This window comes from Micromonospora coriariae, assembly GCF_900091455.1.
GTDB lineage: Bacteria > Actinomycetota > Actinomycetes > Mycobacteriales > Micromonosporaceae > Micromonospora > Micromonospora coriariae.
The window spans coordinates 3,167,479-3,189,608 of record NZ_LT607412.1; the positions used below are offsets into that span (position 1 = coordinate 3,167,479).

The 22,130-nt window shown below is 72.5% G+C and carries 15 protein-coding genes and 1 riboswitch; of the genes, 9 read left to right on the forward strand and 6 right to left on the reverse strand.

Going from position 1 to position 22,130, the window contains the following annotated elements:
• Nucleotides 1-13 precede the first annotated feature (13 nt).
• The 3 genes from GA0070607_RS14875 to GA0070607_RS14885 all read left to right on the forward strand — a co-directional run bounded on the left by GA0070607_RS14875 (nt 14) and on the right by GA0070607_RS14885 (nt 5,731).
• Nucleotides 14-2,878: a hypothetical protein gene (locus GA0070607_RS14875; protein ID WP_089018742.1), complete on the forward strand. Its 2,865-nt coding sequence runs from the start codon at nt 14-16 to the stop codon at nt 2,876-2,878.
• A 111-nt stretch (nt 2,879-2,989) separates the two neighbouring features.
• Nucleotides 2,990-3,125: riboswitch (SAM riboswitch) on the forward strand.
• A gap of 10 nt (nt 3,126-3,135) precedes the next feature.
• Nucleotides 3,136-4,422, forward strand: a complete 1,287-nt coding sequence (gene thrC, locus GA0070607_RS14880) for a threonine synthase (protein WP_089018743.1) — start codon at nt 3,136-3,138, stop codon at nt 4,420-4,422.
• Nucleotides 4,423-4,711: 289 nt separating this feature from the next.
• Nucleotides 4,712-5,731 (forward strand): GNAT family N-acetyltransferase, encoded by a 1,020-nt coding sequence (locus tag GA0070607_RS14885; RefSeq protein WP_089018744.1) that lies wholly within the window; start codon nt 4,712-4,714, stop codon nt 5,729-5,731.
• A gap of 9 nt (nt 5,732-5,740) precedes the next feature.
• Here GA0070607_RS14885 and GA0070607_RS14890 read toward each other — a convergent pair whose 3' ends face one another.
• On the reverse strand, nt 5,741-7,933 hold the full coding sequence (locus tag GA0070607_RS14890; RefSeq protein ID WP_089018745.1) for a hypothetical protein: 2,193 nt from the start codon (nt 7,931-7,933) through the stop codon (nt 5,741-5,743).
• 197 nt (nt 7,934-8,130) lie between these two features.
• On the opposite strand from GA0070607_RS14890, the gene paaN reads away from it, so the two are divergent.
• The gene (gene paaN / locus GA0070607_RS14895; protein ID WP_172899036.1) at nt 8,131-9,804 is read left to right on the forward strand and encodes a phenylacetic acid degradation protein PaaN; all 1,674 of its coding nucleotides are present in this window, start codon (nt 8,131-8,133) and stop codon (nt 9,802-9,804) included.
• A 183-nt stretch (nt 9,805-9,987) separates the two neighbouring features.
• Here paaN and GA0070607_RS14900 read toward each other — a convergent pair whose 3' ends face one another.
• Complete coding sequence (locus tag GA0070607_RS14900; protein ID WP_089018747.1) at nt 9,988-10,518, reverse strand: GNAT family N-acetyltransferase; 531 nt, start codon at nt 10,516-10,518, stop codon at nt 9,988-9,990.
• Between the two features lie 405 nt (nt 10,519-10,923).
• On the opposite strand from GA0070607_RS14900, the gene GA0070607_RS14905 reads away from it, so the two are divergent.
• The 3 genes from GA0070607_RS14905 (at nt 10,924) to groL (ending at nt 14,295) form a co-directional block, all read left to right on the forward strand.
• Nucleotides 10,924-11,127: a cold-shock protein gene (locus GA0070607_RS14905; RefSeq protein WP_089018748.1), complete on the forward strand. Its 204-nt coding sequence runs from the start codon at nt 10,924-10,926 to the stop codon at nt 11,125-11,127.
• 95 nt (nt 11,128-11,222) lie between these two features.
• Entirely contained in the window at nt 11,223-12,401 is a 1,179-nt protein-coding gene (locus tag GA0070607_RS14910) for a hypothetical protein (RefSeq protein WP_157743160.1), read from the forward strand.
• 271 nt (nt 12,402-12,672) lie between these two features.
• The gene (groL, locus tag GA0070607_RS14915; protein ID WP_089018750.1) at nt 12,673-14,295 is read left to right on the forward strand and encodes a chaperonin GroEL; all 1,623 of its coding nucleotides are present in this window, start codon (nt 12,673-12,675) and stop codon (nt 14,293-14,295) included.
• A 56-nt stretch (nt 14,296-14,351) separates the two neighbouring features.
• Here groL and GA0070607_RS14920 read toward each other — a convergent pair whose 3' ends face one another.
• The 3 genes from GA0070607_RS14920 to GA0070607_RS14930 all read right to left on the reverse strand — a co-directional run bounded on the left by GA0070607_RS14920 (nt 14,352) and on the right by GA0070607_RS14930 (nt 18,182).
• Entirely contained in the window at nt 14,352-14,597 is a 246-nt protein-coding gene (locus GA0070607_RS14920; protein ID WP_089018751.1) for a hypothetical protein, read from the reverse strand.
• Between the two features lie 86 nt (nt 14,598-14,683).
• On the reverse strand, nt 14,684-15,619 hold the full coding sequence (locus GA0070607_RS14925; RefSeq protein ID WP_089018752.1) for a GNAT family N-acetyltransferase: 936 nt from the start codon (nt 15,617-15,619) through the stop codon (nt 14,684-14,686).
• A gap of 82 nt (nt 15,620-15,701) precedes the next feature.
• Nucleotides 15,702-18,182 (reverse strand): S8 family serine peptidase, encoded by a 2,481-nt coding sequence (locus GA0070607_RS14930; RefSeq protein WP_089018753.1) that lies wholly within the window; start codon nt 18,180-18,182, stop codon nt 15,702-15,704.
• A 79-nt stretch (nt 18,183-18,261) separates the two neighbouring features.
• On the opposite strand from GA0070607_RS14930, the gene GA0070607_RS14935 reads away from it, so the two are divergent.
• Together GA0070607_RS14935 and GA0070607_RS14940 are read left to right on the forward strand one after the other, a co-directional pair.
• On the forward strand, nt 18,262-20,079 hold the full coding sequence (locus tag GA0070607_RS14935; protein WP_089021866.1) for a glycerol-3-phosphate dehydrogenase/oxidase: 1,818 nt from the start codon (nt 18,262-18,264) through the stop codon (nt 20,077-20,079).
• 88 nt (nt 20,080-20,167) lie between these two features.
• A complete protein-coding gene (locus tag GA0070607_RS14940) occupies nt 20,168-20,704 on the forward strand; it encodes a hypothetical protein (protein WP_089018754.1) in 537 nt (178 codons plus the stop codon).
• A gap of 18 nt (nt 20,705-20,722) precedes the next feature.
• On the opposite strand, the gene GA0070607_RS14945 is transcribed toward GA0070607_RS14940, so the two are convergent.
• Entirely contained in the window at nt 20,723-22,123 is a 1,401-nt protein-coding gene (locus tag GA0070607_RS14945) for an FAD-binding oxidoreductase (protein WP_089018755.1), read from the reverse strand.
• Nucleotides 22,124-22,130: the final 7 nt, after the last annotated feature.

Genomic DNA, 22,130 nt, shown 5'->3' on the forward strand with positions numbered 1-22,130 from the left:
GAAGGGGTCCCCCATGCTCGCCTCGCGCCTGCGGGCCGTCCTGGCAACCATCGCGCTCACCGCGAGTGTGACCGTCGCGCCCCAGACCGCCTCCGCCGCCCCCACCCCGTCCACACCCGACGCCGGCCGGCAGGCCGCCGTCACCGACCCCGCCCGCGTTCTCGGTGACGACTGGAAGTCGTCCTCCGACGTCCTGGTCACCGGATCGGGCGACACCGACGGTTTCCACCTCTACATTGCCCGGGAGAAGGACGCCTTCGCCTGGTCGCGGTTGGCGACCCTGAACGGCGGGCGGACCGAGGCCGGCGCCTGGACCGGCTACGTCTGCCTGACCGGTTCCGGCCGGTACGCCGCAGTGGTCTACGCGCCGGTCATCGCCACCAACAAGCCGGACCAGGTCAGCGCGGGGGCGCACGCGGCCGTGGTCGACGTCCGCACCGGCGTCGCCCGGCAGGTCGCCCACGACGTGCAGCTCAGCTATTTCAACCCGGGCTGTGGGCCGGACGACCGCGTCCTGCTCACCCGGGCCATCGGCCGGGACCAGCAGCAGACGGATCTGCTGACGGTGGACGCGGTCGCCGGCAAGGTCCTGACCACCCGGCGGGTGCAGGCGCAGCTCACCAATCCGGCGCCCGGGCCGGGCGGCGACTACGGCGTCATCCGCGGCGAGGTCGTCCGGGTCGCCAAGAACGGCCGGCCGACCGTGGTCGCGCGGCCGGGCGGCCAGCCCTACGGGCTGCGGGCCACGGCCGACGCCGCCCTCGACCTGGTGACGCTCAAGTCGGAGGGCGGCGTCGAGCGATCGGCCGCCTACCGGCATCGGGCTGGCGGACTGACCCATCTCGGCACCTCGCCCGGCAAGCAGCTCGAACTGTTCGGCCTGGCAGAGGGACGCAACGCGCTGGTCGGGGACGTGACCGGGATAGCCGTTGGCGCCGCCCGCGACCTGCAGCTGCTGAGCAGCAGCCGACCCGCCCAGGGCGTGTCGCGGCAGGGGCACCTCGTCGTGCAGGGGATGTCGGTCGAGCAGACGCGGGAGCGCATGGCGGGCCGGCGGGCGGCAGCTGGCGTTCTGCGGGTCACGGTCGAGTCGCCCGTCAGCGGCGAGACACGGTCGGGCACTGTGCGATCCGAGCGCCGGGCTCCCGCCGACGTGGCTCGGCCGACCTTCACCGGTCCCACGGCGGCCGCCCTGCTGGACGACCTGCCGCCGATCACCGATCCGGGCGACCCGAAGTGCGCGATCGGCCGCAACGACCTGTTCACCCAGGTTCTGCAGCCCAGTGCCAATCAGGTCGAATGGGCCGTCGATCGGGCGGCCAACGGTGTGCTGACGATCGATCGGTCCATTCCGGGCACCGGCGGAACCTACAAGCCGCAGGTGATGTTCAAGAAGCCGACGAACGCCCCGAACGTGCCGGCACAGCTGATGCTGGCGATCCTCGCGCAGGAAACCAACCTGGCCCAGGCGTCGTGGCACGCCGTGCCCGGGGACGCGGGTAACCCGCTGATCTCGGACTACTACGGTCACCGGGCCCACGAGGAGGACATTCGTATCATCGACTACTCGTCGGCCGACTGCGGCTACGGCATCTCCCAGGTGACCGACGGCATGGCCAGGGGCCAGACCACGTACAACTCGTTCCAACAGCAGGCCATCGCGATGGACTACCAGGCCAACATCGCCGCCGGCATGGCGATCCTGCAGGCGAAGTGGCTGGAGGTGGCGCAGACCCAATCCATGGTCAACAACGGCAACCCGGCCTTCATCGAGAACTGGTACCTGGCCGTGTGGGGCTACAACTCCGGCGTGTACCAGAACACCGGCGGCCCGTACGGCGTCGGCTGGTTCAACAATCCGGCCAACCCGCAGTACAAGGCGAACAGGGACCCGTTCCTCCGGGTTGACAAGGACGACGCGAGCCACCCGGCCGACTGGTCCTACCCGGAAAAGATTATGGGGTGGGCGGAGGTGCCGCAGTGGCAGTGGATCGACCCGCTGACGAAGTACCTGACGCCGGCCTTCGGCGCCGGTTCCAACAACCAGCTTCAGTTGCCCGGTCGCTACCAGTTCTGCGGGACGGTCAACTACTGCACTCCCAACGTCGCCAGCCCGTGCCCGTCCGACAACTCGAACTGCTGGTGGCACGGCACGACGAGCTGGAGCGACGGGTGTGCCGCCAAGTGCGCCAGGGAGCGGTTGGCGTACTCGCTGAGCTCGTCCGAGCCACCGCTGTTGCGGGTCTACCCGACCGCCTGCACGCCGTTCAAGGCCGACATCGGCACGGTCGCCGCAGTCATCGACGACACCAACGGGGACTCCAGCTTGAACCGGTTGGGGTGCGCACCGCAGCCCCGGGGCGGCAAGTTCACGCTGCGTACCGGCAGCCCCTTCGGGTCGTACGCGGCCCTGCACGGGCAGGTGGACCTGCACCAGGTCGGTGCCGGCTACCTGGGGCACACCTGGTTCACCCACTCGTACGACGGTGACTCCGGCGGCAGCGAGGAGTTCAAGCGTCACCGGGTGCTCGGCACCTGGACGACGGATCTGCCGTCGGACGACTACGAGATCGTCGTTCACCTGCCGTCGCACGGCGCCAACGAGCAGGTCGACTACATCATCTCGCAGGGCGACGGAGGTGCCGGGGGTTCCGATCACCAGATCGTCTGCTCGATCGACCAGAACTCCGCGAACTGGGAGGACAAGTGGGTGTCGCTGGGGTGGACCTGGCTCTACCCGGGAGCCAAGGTCCAACTCGACAACATCGTCGCGGGCGCGGAAGGCACGGTTGACGTGGCGTACGACGCCATCGCCTTCGTCAACGTTCCCGGTTACGCCAACGGCCGCGATTGCGGAGACCCCTACCCGGGGAACTGACGCACGGCACGGTGGCCGGGGTGCGGCGGCTCGCCCGGGCCACTGTTCACCACGCGGGACGCGCGTGAGCGCCCTGCGTGGTGATGCGTAAACTCGGCGGCACAACTGAATACCTCATCCAGAGGGGCTGAGGGATACGGCCCGACGACGCCCCGGCAACCACCCCGCGCGCTCACCGCTGAGCGCCCCGCGGGGCAGGTGCCAATTCCGTCCCCGCCGCACCGTGCGATGCGGGGAAAGATGAGAGGACCCTCGACATGACGTCGACGCTCGCCGCCTCCGGCATCGACACCTCCGCCAGCCCCGCCCGCGCTCTGGTCTGCCGTGCCTGTTCGGCCCGCTACCCGCTCGCCGCCCAGCACGCCTGCTACGAGTGTTTCGGCCCGCTGGAGGTCGACTACGACGCCGCAGCCCTGGCTACTGTCACCCGTGAGCAGATCGAGGCCGGCCCGGACAACATCTGGCGGTACGCGGCGCTGCTGCCCGCCGGTCAGGACCCGTCCACCCGCGTCACACTGAACCCGGGGCTCACCCCGCTGGTGGCGGCCCCGCACCTCGCCGCCGAGCTGGGCATCACCGCGCCGCTCTGGGTAAAGGACGACAGCGCCAACCCGACCCACTCGTTCAAGGACCGGGTCGTCTCGGTGGCGCTCACCGCCGCCCGGGCACTCGGCTTCACCCGGTTCGCCTGCGCCTCCACCGGCAACCTGGCCAACTCGGTGGCCGCGCACGCCGCCCGCGCCGGGGTGCCCTCGGTGGTCTTCATCCCCAGCGACCTGGAGCAGGGCAAGGTCATCACCACCGCGGTCTACGGCGGCGACCTGGTCGCCATCGACGGCTCGTACGACGATGTGAACCGGCTCTGCGGTGAGCTGGTGGAGACCGACGAGTTCGAGGACACGGCCTTCGTCAACGTCAACGTCCGGCCGTTCTACGCCGAGGGCTCCAAGACACTCGGCTACGAGGTGGCCGAGCAGCTCGGCTGGCGGATCCCGGCCCAGGTGGTCATCCCGATGGCCAGCGGCGAGCTGCTCACCAAGATTGACAAGGCGTTTTCCGAGCTGGTCGAGGTCGGTCTGGTCGAGGCGCCGGCCGGCGGCTGGAAGGTTTTCGGTGCACAGTCCGCCGGTTGCAACCCGATCGCCACCGCCCTGCACGCCGACACCGACACGATCACCCCGGTCAAGCCCACCGGCATCGCCAAGTCGCTCAACATCGGTGACCCGGCCGCCGGCCTCTACGCCCTGGAGGCGGTCCGCCGCACGGACGGCTGGATGGAGTACGCCGACGACGACGAGATCCGCGCCGGCATCCGACAGTTGGCACGTACCACCGGAGTCTTCGCCGAGACCGCGGGTGGGGTCACCGTGGCGGTGCTGCGCAAGCTGGTGGAGTCCGGCCGGCTCGACCCCACTGCGGAAACCGTCGTGTTCAACACCGGCGAGGGCCTAAAGACAATCGACGCGGTAGCCAACCAGGTCGGCCCGACCCACCACATCAAGCCCTCCCTCCGCGCCGCCCGGGACGCCGGCCTCCTCGGCTGAGCCCGGCGGGCGGGTGGGGGATGGGGGATCGCCCGGACGGGGGATCGGGCCGATCCGCCGGGTAACTGGCTTTTAGCTGTGAGTGTGGAAAACCCGCCGCTCTGGACTTGACGGCAGGAACCGGACGGCGCAAGATGCTCCGTGCGGGAGGGCATTTCGCCGGAGACTTTTGAAGTTCTTGCGACCCAACGCCGGAGGCGTTGTGCGAGTGTCCCTCCCGACCACGTCCGATCGGGCCAGCGATTAATTCGCTGGCCCGATCGCGTTTCCGGGGTGCACGCTCGGCGGCATGAGCATCACCATCGCGTCGTTCGACGGCGCCGACCGGGCCGCGGTCGACGAGGCGTACCGGATCGGCGCGGAGGCCAACGACGCCGATCTGCCGGACTTCCCGCCCTTCTGCCGGCGGCGCTTCGACGCGTTCTTCCACACGCCGATGCCGGGCACCGACACCCTCTGGGCGCTGGCCCGGCTGGACGGCGTGCCGGCCGGCTACCTCCAGCTCGAGCTTCCGCAACTGGACAACACCGACAACGCCACAGTTGAGCTGGTGGTGCGTCCCGAGCTGCGGCGGCGGGGCGTCGGCCGGGCACTGCACGAGTACGCGGTGCGCCTGCTCCGCGAGCACGGGCGCAAGCGGGTGGTCGCGATGACTGTCTCCGCGCTGCCCGACGGGCCGGCCCGATCGGTGGCGGGCGACGCGTTCGCCGCCTCGACCGGTGCCCAGGCCGCGTTGGCCGAGGTACGTCGCCGGCTCGACATCAGTGAAATCGACCGGATGGCGCTGCGAGCGGCGCTGGCCGAGGCCCGCCCGCGAGCCGAGGGCTACCGGTCGGTCTGCTGGCAGGGGGCGACCCCGCAGGAGTACGTCGCGGACATCGCCTACCTGGATGGCCGGCTGCTCATGGATGCGCCCATGGGAGACGTCCAGTGGGAGCCGGAGCAGGTGGACGCCGAGCGCATCCGTGGCAACGAACGGTCGCTGGACGCCCGGGGCCGACGGCGTTACCACCTCGGGGTGCGGCACGAGGCGTCCGGCCGGCTGGTCGCCTGGACCCTGCTGGACGTGGGCGCCTCCGCCGACTGGCACGCGTTCCAGCAGATCACCATCGTCGACCCGGACCACCGCGGCCACCGCCTCGGTCTGCTCGCCAAGGTCGAGAACCTGCACCACCTGCTCACCCACGAGCCGGCGGTACGCGTGATCGACACGTTCAACGCGGCCAGCAACAGCTACATGGTGGCGATCAACGAGCGGCTCGGCTTCCGCCCGGTGGACTCGTGGACCGACTGGCAGCTCACCCTCTGATCCGGGCGGTCAGCCGTCCGGCCGGTCCACCTGTCCGGCCAGGTCGCGGATCGCGGCGTGGAAGTCCCCGTCGGGGATGAACCGGTGCCCGTGCACCGGGGGCGGCACGGTGTCGGTCGGCGGGATGAGCAACCCCTTGGGATCGAGTACCCGGCGGTCGACCCGGGCCGCCGGATCATTCGTCATGGCGGGCCTCGGAGCGAACACCGGCCCGCCCACCGGGTCGGTGTACCGCCAGAGGTTGATCCACCGCCAGGACAACTGGTCGCCCACCTTCCGCAACACCTCGCCGTTGACGTACGCCGGGAAGACCCGGCAGTACCGGCTCCCCAGGGGTGAGGCGTAGGTGAGCAGCGCGACCCGACGTCGGCAGTCGTCCGGGAGTTGAAGCGCCGTCACCGCGACCAGCACGCTGCCGTGGCTCTGGCCGGACAGCACCACGCACTCCCCGTCAGCGATGAGCTGACTGATACGGCGGGTCAGCTCGGGGACCGCCCGCTCGACGTAGCAGGGCGGGGCGAGCGGGTGCGCGGCGCGCGGCCAGAACGTGGCCAGGTCCCAGAGGACCCCGACGAGCCGGATCGCGCCGGACTGGTAGGCGAACAGTCCCATCCCGGCGAGGGTCAGGGCGAACAGGCCGATCAGCAGGGCGCCGAGGTCGGTCACGAAGACCACCGGACGGGCCAGCGATTCGCCGCCGAGCGAGAGTGCGAGCCTGCCCGGCCCGAGGCCGATCACCGACAGCCCGGCCGCGGCCAGGGTGAGCACCGCCAGCACCACGTACGCGAAGGACAACAGCGGCCCGAGCCGATCCGCCAGCCGGGCCCACACGAGCGCGTCCCGGACGGCCCGAGCGCGTTCCGGTGGCACCCGCGACGCTTCCGGGTAGTCCCGCTGGACCAGCTCCTCGGCCGCCCGGCGGCGGCGGTCCCGGCCGATCCGGGGGGCGAGCAGCGCCACCGCGATCACCACGAGCACCGCCAGGGAGAAACCCAGGGTGACCCAGCGGTAGGCGATCGGTGGCGCCAGCGGTGGCGCGTCGGGCGGCAGCGGCCGGGCGGGCGTCGGGCTGGAACCACGGTCCAGGTACTCCGCGAGGCCGTAGGTCAGGCCCGAGGAGTACGCGACGCCCAGCCCGATCGCGACGGATATCAGCACCGGCGCGCCCAACCCGGTGGACAGGGCGCGTGGCCGCGGTAGGTGACGGCGCTGCACCAGGACCACCAGGCCCAACACCGCGAGCAGCACCATCTGCCCGGCGAAGAGCCCGGCGACCAACACGTCGTACCCGGGCAGCGTCCCCTCAGCCGACCACGGAGGCCGGGGCGTCAGCGCGTACCCCAGGGTCAGCGCGGTGAGCGCGACCGCCACCCACCGGATCGTCGACGCGCCGCGCTGGTCCTGCTCGCCGCGCCGCTCGATCGCCGGCCGGCAGAGCAGCACCACCGCGCCGGCGAGCAGCACCACGTCCGCGGCCAGCAGCAGCCAACCGGGCGGCGCGGCGTCGTGCGGGGCCAGGGTCAGCAGCAGCGTCGCGTTGAGCGTGCCCAGTGCCAGCGCGACGTGGATCGAGCGCAGACGGCGCAGCAAGGAGCGGGTGTCCCAGAAGCCGGGCGTGTCGAGCCTGTCGGCGCCCACCCCCGGCGTCCGGGCGCTGTCCTCGGGGAGCTGCCAGGTCCGGGCGCCGAGCCGCCAGACCACGGCGATCGCGATGATCGGCAGCACGGCCAGCAACGCGAGCCGCTGGCCCGGCGGCACGTCACCCAGCCAGGAGACCTCCCGGCGCCCCTCCAGGCACCTCGGGTACGCCGCACACTGCCAGGCGATCAGGTCGAGCGACACCCCGACGGTGGAGAGCACGTACATCGCGGTCATCGTCGCGGCCAGCAGGCGGCACACCGACCGGGCCGCGGCGCCGCCCCGACCGGGAACCGGCAGCATCCAGACCGCGATGTTGCTGAGCATGAACGGCAGCAGCAGGACCAGCGAGAACGTCCGGGTCGCTGTGCCGCCGGTCAGCCGGCTCCAGCGGTACGCCTCGACCGTCGCCCCGCCCGGGTCCGCCGGGTCGCCGAAGCCCGGCCGGGGTCGGTAGAAGCCCGCGTCGTCGTCTCCCGCGATTCGCACGACGATGGGTCGGTCGAGGATCGTCTCCGGACCCTTGTCGGCCACCCCGTGCACCCGGATCTCGGTGATCCCCACGCGTCGCCCTTTCCTGGCCCGAGCCCGGCGGTTACCCGCTGCCGTCGGGGCCAATCGCGGCGCCGCGCCCCTCGGGCACCGGAACCGGCCCGGGTGGCGCCGGCCGTCAGCCCATCCGCCGGCGGGGAATGCCGCCTGCCGCGCTGTCGGGCATTGGCGCTTCTGCTCCCGGATACGGCTGCGGCATGATGGCGGGCATGACGGAGACCCCGCATCCCCTGTACGACAGGCACGCCGACACCCTCAACCGTGCGCTGACCGCGATCACGGAGCGGGGCTACTGGTCCGCCTATCCCGAATCCCCCAGCCCTCGCGTCTACGGTGAGACCGCCGCCGCGGACGGTAAGGCCGCCTTCGAGGCGTACCTGGGTGGCGACTTCCCGCTCGACCAGCCGGGCGCCGGCGACCGGGTCGCCACCGAGGCGAGCCCGTTCGGAGTGGAGCTGGCGGTGCGCTACCCGCACGCCGGCACCGACGAGTTGATCGCCGCCGCCACGGCCGCGCTGCCGGCCTGGCGCGACGCCGGCCCGCAGGCTCGGGTGGGCGTCTGCCTGGAGATCCTCGACCGGCTGCACAAGCACATCTTCGAGCTGGCCAACGCTGTGCAGTTCACCAGCGGGCAGGCGTTCGTGATGGCCTTCCAGGCCGGCGGCGCGCACGCGCTGGACCGGGCGCTGGAGGCACTGGCGTACGCGTACGCCGAGATGACCCGCCACCCGGGGACGGCCGGCTGGGAGAAGGCCGCCGGCAAGGGCGATCCGCTGCGGATGACCAAGACCTTCCACGTGGTGCCGCGCGGGGTGGCGCTGGTGATCGGCTGCAACACCTTCCCGACCTGGAACTCGTACCCGGGGCTGTTCGCCTCGCTGGTCACCGGCAACCCGGTGATCGTCAAGCCGCACCCGCGCGCGGTGCTGCCGCTGGCCATCACCGTGAAGTACGCCAGGGAGGTGCTCGCCGAGGCGGGCTTCGACCCGAACCTGATCATGCTGGCCGCCGAGGCGCCCGGCGAGAAGCTCGCCAGCGACCTGGCCCTGCACCGGTCCGTGAAGATCGTCGACTTCACCGGCTCCACCGAGTACGGCGACTGGCTGGAGACGCACGCCCGGCAGGCGGCGGTCTACACCGAGAAGGCCGGGCTGAACACGGTGGTGATCGACTCCACCGACGACTTCGCCGGGATGTGCCGCAACCTCGGTTTCACGCTGACTCTGTACAGCGGCCAGATGTGCACCACCTCACAGAACATCCTCATCCCTGCCGGCGGCATCGAGACCGACCAGGGGCACAAGAGCTTCGACGAGGTGGCCGGCGGGATCGCCGCTGCGGTCGGCAAGCTGACCGCCGACCCGGCCCGCGGTGTGGAGCTGACCGGCGCCATCGTCAACGACGGTGTGCTGGAGCGGCTGGCCGAGGTGACCAAGGTCGGCGAGCCGGTGCTGGAGTCCCGGGCCGTGGCGCACCCGGCGTACGCCGACGCGGTGGTGCGTACCCCGACCATCGTGAAGCTGGCCGCGGACGACGCGGAGACCTACGGCCGCGAGTGGTTCGGGCCGATCTCGTTCGCCATCGCCACCGAGTCCACCGCGCACAGCCTGGAGCTGCTGCGTCGGACGGTCGGCGAGAAGGGCGCGCTGACCGCGGGTGTCTACTCCACCGACGAAGCGGTGCTGGACGCGACCGAGGCGGTGGCGGTCGACGTCGGGGTGCACCTGTCCTGCAACCTGACCGGCGGGGTCTTCGTGAACCAGTCCGCGGCCTTCTCCGACTTCCACGGCAGCGGCGCCAACCCGGCGGCCAACTCCGCGCTGACCGACGGGGCGTACGTGGCGAATCGGTTCCGGATCGTGCAGTCTCGTCGTCCCGTCTGATCTTGCTTTTGGTTGCGGTTGGGGTTTCCGGGGCAGCCCGCCCCGCTCCGGGCGGTCAGGCTTGATCCCTGCGCGGGGCGGGCTGCCCCGGAAACCCTCTCGGGGCACGCTGGTCGGGAGGCTGCCCGGCCGTGGGTGTGCATCAGCGGGGCGCTGCCTCTTTGGTGGTCTTCTTGGGTGGGGTTAGGCGGGGCGGCGCATCTGGAGTTCGGTGAGCGCGGGGATGGTGGGGTGCGGGACGCGCACGCCGGTGTCGACGAAGCCGAGTCGTTGGTACGCCCGGTAGGCCCGGTCGTTGCCGACCACCACCTCCAGCATCAGCTCGGGCCGCCCGCACGCCCGTGACCAGGCCGCCACCGCGTCGACCAGCTCCGCGAGCAGCCCACCGCCCCGCCAGGCGGGGGTCACGTAGACCGCGTAGATGACGGTGAGGCCGGCTTCGGTCGGGGTGACGGTGCCTCCGGCGTGCCCGACCAGCCGGCCGCCCGGGTCGGCGACGAACTGCGCGGTGTCGGACCCGATCGAGGTGTACGCGACCCGGGCGGCGTAGTCGGCGTGCGGTCGGGCCGCCGCGTCGGCCAGGGTCTCCAGGAAAGCCAGCGGCGCGTCGGCGAGCATCTCCAGGCGCAGCGCCCGCATCCGTGCGGCGTCCGCCGGCAGGACCCGGCGAATCTCCGCCAGCCGTGGGGCGGCCCCGCGCGGATAGGTGGTCATGCCGCATGCCTATCACAGCGGCGGACGGCGACTCCGGCCGCGCCCGGCCACCATCGGCCGGCTTCGACAGCCCGGTCGCCGGGGTGCCGTGCGCCTCCCGCCACGGACCGCTGTTCCGACAACCCCGCTCCGGGGTCTGCGCGCCCGGCGTCGCCCGTCCACGCCACTCCGAGGCAATCATCGGCGTGAATCTGGATGATCGGGAACCCGGGTCGACGGAACGGGGTCGGAGCGATCGAAATATGCCCGATTTGTGGTCGTGCGCGGCCGTCACTCCTCGTGTAGCGTGCGATTTCGGTCACCCGTTTCAACGGCCGTCATCGATCGTCGGAGCGGTGGCCCGGAGGCGCCCGGCCATGCCGCGCGCCGGGGCAGGCAACGCCGCGCAGAGTGAGGAAGTGCACCGTGGCACAGGGCACCGTTAAGTGGTTCAACTCCGAAAAGGGCTACGGCTTCATCGCCGTCGATGGCGGTCAGGACGTGTTCGTCCACTTCTCCGCGATCGAGATGGACGGCTACAAGGCGCTGGACGACGGTCAGCGGGTGGAGTTCGACATCGCGCAGGGCCAGAAGGGCCCGCAGGCGGAGCGGGTGCGCGTCATCGCCTGAGAGCCGACGCAAGCTACCCGGAGGGGCCGGGGCTGCGTTACGCGGCCGGACCCTGGAAGATCCTGAACCATTCCAGCCGTCGCTGAGGAGGGTTCATGTCCGACCAGCCGCCCCCGGCCGTCCCACCCCCAGGTCAGCCCGACCCGTCCGGTCCGCATGCCGGTGGCGTCGACCCGTCCGGCCCGCACCCGAACCAGCCCGGTCCGCCTCCCGCTGGTGACCCGACCGCGCCGTCCCCCTGGGGCCCGCCGCCGGGCACCCCTCCCGGCTGGAACCCGAACGTGCCGCCCGGCTGGGGGCCGCCACCGGGCGCGCCGCCCCAGGGCTGGGTGTTCCCGCCCACCGGCGGCTACCCGGTCGGCGTCGGGCCGTACGGCGGTCAGCCCTGGTACCCGGGACCGCCGGCCGCCGGGTGGTATCCGCCGGGCCTTGACCCGGCGGACCGGCTGGTCACCCCACCCGGTGCAGGACTGAGCGCCTGGTTCGACAGGTGCCTGGGCGCGGTCCGGCGCGGCTGGAGGTTGCTGCTGCCCATCCTGCTGCTCACGCAGGTGCTGCCGGCGGCGGTGCTGTCGGTGCTCTCGCTCGGGCTGGACCCGACCGCGAAGTGGGACACGACCGCCGTCGAGCAGTCGACCGCTCTACCGGACTCCTTCCTGACCGACCTGGCGACAGTGTTCCTGGTGCTCATCGGCGGCAGTCTGCTGATCGGGCTGGTGCAGGCCGTGGGCTGGGCGGCCGGCACCTGGGTGATCACCCGTCAGGCGGTCGGTGAGCCGGTCAGCCTGGGTGAGGCGCTGCGCTACGGCCTGCGCCGCGCGCTCGGGCTCTGGGGCTGGACGCTGCTGATCGGCGTGATCGTCGGCCTGGGCCTCTGCTTCTGCGTCCTCCCCGGCATCTACCTCGCCTTCGCGCTCAGCATGGCCGGGCCGGTCTATCTCTTCGAGCGGGAGAATCCCATCGGCCGGTCGTTCCGGATGTTCCACGACCGGTTGGGGCTGTTCCTGGGGCGGGTGGCGCTGGTGGCGGCGGCGGTGATCGTCGGCACTCTGGTCGCCAGCGTGCTGGAGGGGGTCGGCAGCGCCCCGTTCGGGGCCGACCCGCTCGCCACCCCGGGTTCGGCGGTCGGCGTGGTCCTGGTGATCGCCGTCGGCGCGGTGCTGGCCCTCCCCGCCCATCTCGCGCAACTGGTGGGGCTGCTGGTGACGTACGCCGAGCAGCGGGCCCATGAGAGGCCGGTGAACGCCGCCGGAATGGCCGCGGAACTCGGCTGACCCAGGCGTTCGTGCTTGCACTCGGCAGGGGAGAGTGCTAAACAAGTCATTGGCACTCGCATACCGTGAGTGCCAATGGTCGGGACGGTGGGGCCACGGTCGCGCCGGTGTGGAGACGCCGGGGTGACACATGGCCGGTCGTCGCGGGCTATCCGGCCCGGCCGAAGGACGTCGTCGTCGCCAGGTGGCGACGTCCCAAGGTGCGTACACCAGGCGGCCCATCCGGGGACACATCCGGGTGGCCCGTGAGTGTCCAGGAGGACAACGCCGTATGGCCAAGATGATCGCGTTCGACGAAGAGGCGCGCCGCGGCCTCGAGCGGGGCATGAACCAGCTCGCCGACGCCGTAAAGGTGACCCTCGGCCCCAAGGGCCGCAACGTCGTGCTCGAGAAGAAGTGGGGTGCCCCCACCATCACCAACGATGGTGTGAGCATCGCCAAGGAGATCGAGCTCGAGGACCCGTACGAGAAGATCGGCGCTGAGCTGGTCAAGGAGGTCGCCAAGAAGACCGACGACGTTGCCGGTGACGGCACGACGACGGCGACCGTCCTGGCCCAGGCCCTGGTTCGCGAGGGCCTGCGCAACGTGGCCGCTGGCGCCAACCCGATGGCCCTGAAGCGGGGCATCGAGGCCGCGGTCGCGAGCGTCTCGGAGGAGCTGTCCAAGCTCGCCAAGGACGTCGAGACCAAGGAGCAGATCGCCTCCACCGCCTCCATCTCCGCTGGCGACAGCACCGTCGGCGAGATCATCGCCGAGGCGATGGACAAGGTCGGCAAGGAAGGCGTCATCACCGTCGAGGAGAGCAACACCTTCGGGCTGGAGCTGGAGCTCACCGAGGGTATGCGCTTCGACAAGGGCTACATCTCGGCCTACTTCATGACCGACCCGGAGCGCATGGAGGCCGTCTTCGACGACCCCTACCTCCTGATCGTCAACAGCAAGATCTCGTCGGTCAAGGACCTGCTCCCGATCCTGGAGAAGGTCATGCAGTCGGGCAAGCCGCTGCTGATCATCTCCGAGGACATCGAGGGCGAGGCTCTGGCCACCCTGGTCGTCAATAAGGTCCGGGGCACCTTCAAGTCGGTCGCCGTCAAGGCGCCGGGCTTCGGTGACCGCCGCAAGGCCATGCTCGCCGACATCGCCATCCTCACCGGTGGCCAGGTCATCAGCGAGGAGGTCGGCCTCAAGCTGGACGCCGTCGGCCTCGACATGCTGGGCCGCGCCCGCAAGGTCGTGGTGACCAAGGACGAGACCACCATCGTCGACGGTGCCGGCGACGCCGAGCAGATCCAGGGCCGGGTCAACCAGATCCGGGCCGAGATCGACAAGAGCGACTCCGACTACGACCGGGAGAAGCTGCAGGAGCGGCTGGCCAAGCTGGCCGGCGGCGTTGCGGTCATCAAGGTCGGCGCGGCCACCGAGGTCGAGCTCAAGGAGCGCAAGCACCGCATCGAGGACGCCGTTCGCAACGCGAAGGCCGCCGTCGAGGAGGGCATCGTCCCGGGTGGTGGCGTCGCGCTGGTGCAGGCCGGCAAGACCGCCTTCGACAAGCTGGACCTGGTCGGCGACGAGGCGACCGGTGCCAACATCGTCAAGGTCGCGCTGGACGCCCCGCTGCGGCAGATCGCCGTCAACGCCGGCCTCGAGGGCGGCGTCGTGGTGGAGAAGGTTCGTAACCTCGAAGCGGGTCACGGCCTCAACGCCGCCAACGGCGAGTACGTCGACCTGCTGGCCGCGGGCATCATCGACCCGGCCAAGGTGACCCGGTCGGCGCTGCAGAACGCCGCTTCCATCGCGGCGCTCTTCCTCACCACCGAGGCCGTCGTCGCGGACAAGCCGGAGAAGACCCCGGCTGCCCCGGCTGGCCCGGGTGGCGGGGACATGGACTTCTGAGTCCAGTTCCGACACGGAACGGGGCGGGCCGCTGACGCGGTCCGCCCCGTTCGTCGTCAGGTGGGTAGCGGGCGCTGGTTGCGCCGCTTCTGCGCCCGGTCGTACGGCGGGCGCAGTTGGATCGGCGCGTCCACCATCTCCTGCGGCTCGTCGGCCACCGGCTCGCCGTTGGTGGTCATCTCGGCCAACTGCTCGGCGTCGCCGTAGTCGAGGCGGTCGAGCGGCAGTTGGCCGGGGAGTTCGCCGACCGGTTTCCAGGTGACCTGCGGGCCGTCCTCGGTCTGGTCGTCATCCGTGGTCATGGCTGCCTCCTCTACCGAAAACGGTAGGGGGCGTCGATGCCCGACGCGGGCGAATGGCACTATCTGGGTCTATATCCTATTCGCCCTTATTTGGTGTTCAGTGTCCGGCGATACAAGAAAAAGACCCGCTCGATTCGGGCGCCGGCGCTGCCGGAGTAGAACGGCACCGGCCCCACCCAGCCGATCTGCGCCCGGTCCAGCCCCGCTTCCCGCTGATCGCGCAGACAGCGACGCAGCAGCACCCCGCCGATGCCCGAACCCTCGGCGGCCGGCGCGGTGCCCATCGGCCCGAACCAACTCGGCCGGGACGACCCGTAGGCGGCGAAGCCGAGCAACTCGCCCGCCCGCTCCGCCAGGTGGCAACCCGCGCCGTCGCGACCCACCGACCCGGCCAACTCGCCGTCCCACGCGCCACCGAAGGTGGACCGGGCGAACGCCGTCAGCGCCGGAAGGTCCGCCGGGTCCGCCCGGCGTACCGTGATTCCCTGCCCGGCCAGCCGCCGCTGGGCCGCCTCGGTGGACCGCAACGCCGGCGACCCGTCGTACGACAGGTCGGCCGTCATGTTCCAGGCGGTCCGGTCCTGCTGGTAGCCGAGTGCCAGGGCGGCGCAGACGGCCGGCGTGTAGCGCACGTCGATGCCCGGCCAGGCGTAATACGGCGGGTTCCCGGCCAGCAGCACATCGGTCACCCCGTGCTCGGCGAGCACCCGTTCGGCCCGCTCGATCAGCGCCCGCCCGACGCCCCGACGACGCTGGTCCGGGAGCACCGCGACCAGGTCCACGTGCCCGAGAGCCGGGTCGGCCGACGACACCGAACAGAGCAGCACCCCGACCAGATCCGCGTCCCGGTACGCACCCAGCCCCACCACCGTCCGGTCGGCGGCGGCCCGGGGCCAGAGCGCGTCCACGATGGCGGCCGCCTCGACGGCGTCCTCGGGCAGGTCGAGCGCCTGCTCGCAGAGCCGCACCGCGGCGGGGGCCAGGTCGGCGGTCAGCTCGGTGACGGTGATCTCGGCGTCCATGGTCGCCGACCCTAGATGCTCCCGCCCGTCGTGTTAATAAGGGGCCCCTCTACCACCGCAGGCGTTAACAAGGTGCCCTTCCTTACCGCTGGGCGGCTTGGACGGCGGCGTACGCGTCGACCTGGCCGGCCCCCGTGACGTTCGCCGGTCCGCCGCACGCGTCGGCCGGGTTGCTGGAACGGTAGGTCGGCACGGCCGGCGTCGCGGTGTCCCGCAGGATCTGCCGGGTCCGGGCCAGGTCGCCGACCAGCGCCGGGTTGGCCGACCACATCAGCGCGACCACCCCGGCCACCTGCGGGGTCGCCATCGAGGTGCCGTCCAGCTTGGCGTACCCGCCGCCCGGCATGGCCGACAGCACGCCCACGCCCGGCGCCAGCACGTCCGGCTTGGCCGGACCGCCCCGCACCGGCCCACGCGAGGAGAACTCGGCCACCCGCCTCTGTGCGTCCACGGCACCCACGGTCAGCACGTCCGGATACGGTGCCGGCGGGTCGTCGATCGACGCGCACCACGGACCGGTGTTGCCGGCCGCGGCGACCACGAAGATTCCCGCGGCGTCCAACGCCGCGGTGGCCGGCCGCAGCACGTTCCGGTCGCAGCCCTCGATGGGCGGGCAGCCCCACGAGTTGGTCAGCACCTGCGGGGCGCGCTCCGGCCGGCCGTCGGTGAACGGATCGCCGCCGGCCGGGAAGGGCGCCAGCATGAACTGGAGGCAGTCCAGGTAGTGCCCGGGACTGCCCAGGTTGCGGTCCAGGTTGACGCAGCCCACCCACTGCGCGTCCGGCGCCACCCCGATGCCACCCCGCCCGACCGCGCTGCCCACCGTGTGGGTGCCGTGCCCGCCCTGGTCGGTCGGGGTCCGGGTGCCGTCCCACGGGTCGTACCAGGAGTCGTCCCCGCCGCGGAACCCGGCCCGCAGCGCCGGGTGGGCGCCGTCCACACCCGAGTCCGAGCTGCCCACCACCATGCCCGCGCCGGTCACGCCGAGCTGCGACCAGACCCGGTCGGCACCGAGTTGGCGGATGTTCCACTCCGGGCCGGTCGGCGCGGCCGCGGTACCGCGATTTTGCCCGGCCGGGGCCGGCAGGGGCCGCAGTCGCTGGCTGACCAGCACCCGGGCCACCTCCGGACGGCGTGCGAGCCAGGCCCGCACCGCCGGACCGCCGTCCACCTCGACGGCGTTCACCAGGTAGTACGGCACCGGATCGAGCCGCAGCCGGCTCAGCTCCCGGCGCAGGTCGGCCTGGCTCCGGTCGGCGGTCGTCACGAGCCGCCGGTAGACCTCCGCCGCCCGGGCGTCCCGTCCGGCGCGGCCCGGTGCGCCCGCCGGCAGGCCGGTCAGGTCGGCCTGCTCGCGCAGCACCACGAGCAGCCGCTCGCCGTGCAGGCCGGGCTGACCGGGTCCGAGGTCGACCACGCCCACCGCGATCAGCAGCACCACCGCGGTGAGCGCGGCCACCCGCCGATTCGGGGTGCGGGCCGTGCGCCGGGCCAGCAGCACCGCGTACCCGATGGCGACCACGGCCGCGACGGCCAGGCCGGCACCGGCGGTGGCCGCGACCCAGAACGGCACGTCGCGGGTGCCGACCAGCAGCAGGGTGATCTCTTCCGGGTCGGTGAAGGCCAGCGGGCCGAGCATGGCCAGGCCCACCAGCCAGCCGGTGGCGGCCCGGCCGGCGTGTACGGCGTCGGTCGCCCGGTCGGGCGTGTGCGCCGCGCCGTCGGCGGCCGGACGCCAGGCCGCGGCCCACAGGGCGGCCAGCGCGAAGCCCACCGGCGGCAGGGTCAGCAGCGCGGGGAGCTGTGCACCGGACTGGCCGGCGCCGGCGGCGAGCAGCAGCAGCGCCACCCCGGCCACCAGGCCACCGACCAGCACCAACCGGGCCGGCCGGGGCGGCTGGCCGACCGCGAACCGGGACCAGAAGGGAGCGTCCAGCAGCGTCGCGGCGAGCACCCCGAGCGCGGCGGCAGCCAGCACGGCGAGCGCGGTCTCCAGCAGCCCGCCGAGCGCGCCAAGCCAGGCCCAGGGCAGCAGCAGCGCGAGCCCGGCGGCGACCGCGAGCAGGGGAACCGGACGGGTCGCCGCGCGGGCCCCCGAGCCGGCCGGCCCGGCGGAAGCCGACCGGCGTGCCGACCAGCGCAGGACGACCGCGGTGAGCGCCGCCGTGCCGGCCAGGGCGGCCAGGTACGCCTCGTGGTGCACCGGCGGTACGACCCGCGCCAGCGTGAGCACCCCGAGCGCGAGCGCCGCAGCCAGCCAGGCCCGCCCGGTGGCCCGGACCGCGGCCGACCGGGGCAGCAGGGCCAGCAGCAGCGCCGGCGTGCCCACCAGTACGACGGTGGCCAGGCCCAGCACCGGCCAGAGCCAGCCCACCCGGTCCCGTCCGAAGCCGAGCAGCACCTGGTCGGTGAGCCAGCCACCCGCCTGGGTGGCTACTGTCACCGCCACCGTCCAGCCGCCGGCGAGCACGGCCGCAACCACCGGCCACGGGTTGGACCGGCCCGGTGGCGACGGCTGGTGGGGTGGTGGTTGACCAGCGGGTGACGGAGAGCCGACCTGCATGACTCGCACAGTACGGGGCGGGCGGCGCATGCCGACACGCTGGCGCGGCGGTTACGGTGGACAGGTGCGTGACCCCAACATCTCCCGCTCCGTCGCCGGGCAGCTCTCGCCGTTGCGCCGCGCCTCCGACCTGCGCCGACTCCGCGCGGAGCGCTTCGACGTGCTGGTCATCGGGGGTGGGGTGACCGGTGCCGGCGCCGCCCTGGACGCGGCGTCCCGGGGTCTGAAGGTGGCCCTGGTCGAGGCGCGCGACCTCGCCGCGGGCACCTCCAGCCGGTCCAGCAAGCTCATCCACGGCGGCCTGCGCTACCTGGAGCAGTTGGAGTTCCACCTGGTCCACGAGGCGCTCACCGAGCGGGGCCTGCTGGCCACCCGGCTCGCGCCGCACCTGGTCCGCCCGGTGCCGTTCCTGGTGCCGCTGCCGGCCGGTAACGGCCTGCGGGACCTGCCCGCCCGCATCTTCCGCCGTTCCTACTACGGCGCCGGCGTGGCCACCTACGACGCCTTCGCCGGAGTCTTCGGCGGCGGCCGGGGTATGCCGCTGCACCGGCACCTGACCCGGGAGGGGGCCCGGCGGATCTTCCCGAGCCTGCGGGCCGACGCGCTGGCCGGAGCGATCCGCTACTACGACGGGCAGGTCGACGACGCCCGGCTCGTGGTCACCCTGGCCCGCACCGCGGCCAGCCTCGGCGCCACGGTGGTGAGCAGCGCCCGCGCGGTCGGGCTGATCCGGCAGGCCCGTGAGGTGACCGGCGTCCGGGTCCGCGACCTGGAGGCGCCAGCCGGTTCCCCGGACGCCGAGTTCGAGGTGCAGGCCCGCACCGTCATCGCCGCCACCGGCGTGTGGAGCGACGACATGTCCCGGATGCTCAACGACGTGGGCCTGCGGCCCGGCATCCGGGTGCGCGCCTCCAAGGGCGTGCACCTGGTGGTGCCCCGCTCGGCGATCACTGGCGAGACCGGGCTCATCCTGCGTACGGCGAGTTCGGTGCTCTTCGTCATACCGTGGGGCGGGCACTGGATCATCGGCACCACGGACACCGACTGGCGGCTGGACCGGTCCCACCCGGCGGCGTCGGCCCGCGACATCGACTACCTCCTGGAGCAGGTCAACGCCGTGCTGGACCGGCCTCTGACCACTGCCGACATCGAGGGCGTCTACGCCGGGCTGCGGCCGCTGCTGGCCGGTGAGGCCGACTCCACCTCGAAGCTCTCCCGCGAGCACGCGGTCTTCGAGCCGATGCTCGGGCTGCTGCTCGTCGCCGGTGGCAAGTACACGACGTACCGGGTCATGGCCTCCGACGTGGTGGACCGGGCCGCCCGCCGGCTGGGCGGCACCCGCCCGTCGCGCACCGCCGACCTGCCGCTGCTCGGCGCGGACGGTTACCCCGCCATGTGGCGGGACCGGGCCGACCTGGCCCGGCGGCACGGCGTGCCGGTGGGTGTGGTGGAGCACCTGCTGGAGCGGTACGGCACTCTCACCCTGGATCTGCTCGCGCTGATCGACGCCGACCCGCTGCTCGCCTCCCCGCTGGCCGGCGCACCGGAGTACCTGGCCGCGGAGGTCGCCTACGCGGCGCGGGCCGAGGGTGCGCTGCACCTGGAGGACGTGCTGACCCGGCGGACGCGGATCTCCTTCGAGACCAGCCACCGGGGGCTGGAGTCGGCGGAGCACACCGCCGAGCTGATGGGCGCGGTGCTCGGGTGGGACGCGGCCACCCGGTCCCGCGAGGTCGAGCACTACCGCGCCCGGGTGGAGGCGGAACGGCAGTCTCAGCTGATGCCGGACGACGCCGCGGCGGACGCGGTCCGGCTGGGCGCCCCGGATGTACGGGGTTTCGCGGCTGACCGGGGTGGCGACGACGATCAGGCCGAGTTGCGCCCGTCCGCTCGGTGACGAAAAATAACGTTACCGAAGGGTAACCATCGATACCGGCCCGGATGGTGGTTTCGGCTGCTATCTAGGGTGGGGTAGGTTTCCGCGCGTGCTTTCACGCGCGCGCTCCCGTCTGCTCATTCCGCTTCTCGCCACGGCGCTCGCCGGCGCCCTCACCGGGTGCTCGCTGCTCGACCGGGACACCGGGAGCCGACCGGCGGCGCAACCGCCGGTCGGCGCGGCAGCCGGCGGGCCGGTGCCGGAGATCCCGACGACAGTCGACATGGGTCAGGTCAGCCTCCTGCAGCGGCTCGGCGCGGACGGCCCGATACGCACGCTGAGCGTCGAGCGGGACGGCACCTGGCAGTGCCTCGACTGCGCCGGTGACGGCGTCACCTCCCGGGGCAGGCTCGCCCCGGAGCAGACCGAACGGCTCCAGGTGCTGCTGGCCGACCCGAAGCTGGCGAACGAGACCGATCAGGTCCGGAAGTACCGGGTCACCTGCATCGACGCGCTGACCTCCAGCCTGCTCACCTCCGCCGGGCTGATCACCTCGCAGGACTGCCCGGGCGAGGAGCGCCCGCCGGTCGCCGGGGAGATCCTGCTGCTGCTCACCCAGGCGACCCCGGCCGAGGTCAAGGGCTGACCCGCGCCGCCGGCCCGGTCAGAGCACCTTGCCGGGGTTGAGGAGGCCGGCCGGGTCCAGCGCCGACTTGATCGCGTGGTGCACCCGGACCCCGACCGGGCCGATCTCCTGCGCCAGCCAGTCCCGCTTGAGCAGCCCCACCCCGTGCTCGCCGGTGCAGGTGCCACCCAGGGCCAGGCCGAGCCGCATGATCTCGTCGAACGCCCGCCGGCCCCGCTCCACGCTCGCCGGGTCCGCGCGGTCGACCACGATGTTCGGGTGCATGTTGCCGTCCCCGGCGTGCCCCACCACGCCGATCGGCACCTCGCACTCCGCCGCGATCCGGGCCACCCCGTCCAGCAGCGCGGCGAGCGAACCGCGCGGCACCGCCACGTCGTCGATCACCAGACCGCCGTTGCCACCCGGGTACGCGTCGGCGGCGAACTTCTCCATCGCCGGGTGGGCGAGTCGCCGGGCCTGCAGCAGCGCCGCCGCCTCCACCGCGTCGGTGGCCGCGTAGACCTCGTCGGCCCCGGCCGCCTCGCACACCTCGGCCAGGCCGGCCAGGTCGTCGGCGGCCCGGCTGCCGGTGTCCGTGGCTGCCAGCAGCAGGGCCTGCGCGTCCGTCCGCAGCCCCATCGGCTGGTACGCCTCGATGGCCCGCAGGTGGGTCTGGTCGAGCAGTTCCAGCAGGCTCGGAGTGAGCCCTCGGGCGGCGATCGCGGCCACCGCCGCGCCGGCCGCCGCGGTGGACGGGAAGACCGCCACCAGGGTCAGCGAGTCGGCCGGTGCGGGCCGCAGCGCCACGGTCACCTCGGTGATCACCCCGAGGGTGCCCTCCGAGCCGACGAAGAGCCGGGTCAGGTCGTAGCCGGCCACTCCCTTGGCGGTACGCCGGCCGGTGCGCAGCACCTCGCCGGAGGCGAGCACCACCTCCAGGCCGAGCACGTACTCGGTGGTCACGCCGTACTTGACGCAGCACATGCCGCCGGCGTTGGTGGCCACGTTGCCGCCGATGGTGGACGACTCCCAGGAACCGGGGTCGGGCGGGTACCAGAGCCCCTGCTTGCCGACCGCCGCGGCCAGCGTCGCGTTGACCACCCCGGGCTGGACCACGGCGATCCGGCTCACCGGGTCGATCTCCCGGATCTCGTCCATCGCGACGGTGCTCAGCACCACCGCGCCGTCCACCGCGTTCGCCGCGCCGGCCAGCCCGGTCCGCGCGCCCTGCGGCACCACCGGTACGCCGTGCCGCGCCGCCGCCCGGATCACCGCGACCACCTGCTCGGTGTCGCGGGGGCGGGTCACCACGAGCGGGGTGCCGGCCGCGCAGAGGTCGGCCTCGTCCCGCTCGTGCATGCGCAGCAGGTCCGGGTCGGTGAGCACGGCGTTCTCGCCCAGCGCGGCGCGCAGCTCGTCGAGGAGTGGAGTGGGGGCCATGCAGCTG

Coding starts and splice junctions, on each gene's coding strand:
- GA0070607_RS14875 (WP_089018742.1), top strand. CDS start 14: ATGCTCGCCTCGCGCCTGCGGGCCGTCCTGGCAACCATCGCGCTCACC.
- thrC (WP_089018743.1), top strand. CDS start 3,136: ATGACGTCGACGCTCGCCGCCTCCGGCATCGACACCTCCGCCAGCCCC.
- GA0070607_RS14885 (WP_089018744.1), top strand. CDS start 4,712: ATGAGCATCACCATCGCGTCGTTCGACGGCGCCGACCGGGCCGCGGTC.
- paaN (WP_172899036.1), top strand. CDS start 8,131: ATGACGGAGACCCCGCATCCCCTGTACGACAGGCACGCCGACACCCTC.
- GA0070607_RS14900 (WP_089018747.1), bottom strand. CDS start 10,518: ATGACCACCTATCCGCGCGGGGCCGCCCCACGGCTGGCGGAGATTCGC.
- GA0070607_RS14910 (WP_157743160.1), top strand. CDS start 11,223: ATGTCCGACCAGCCGCCCCCGGCCGTCCCACCCCCAGGTCAGCCCGAC.
- groL (WP_089018750.1), top strand. CDS start 12,673: ATGGCCAAGATGATCGCGTTCGACGAAGAGGCGCGCCGCGGCCTCGAG.
- GA0070607_RS14920 (WP_089018751.1), bottom strand. CDS start 14,597: ATGACCACGGATGACGACCAGACCGAGGACGGCCCGCAGGTCACCTGG.
- GA0070607_RS14925 (WP_089018752.1), bottom strand. CDS start 15,619: ATGGACGCCGAGATCACCGTCACCGAGCTGACCGCCGACCTGGCCCCC.
- GA0070607_RS14930 (WP_089018753.1), bottom strand. CDS start 18,182: ATGCAGGTCGGCTCTCCGTCACCCGCTGGTCAACCACCACCCCACCAG.
- GA0070607_RS14945 (WP_089018755.1), bottom strand. CDS start 22,123: ATGGCCCCCACTCCACTCCTCGACGAGCTGCGCGCCGCGCTGGGCGAG.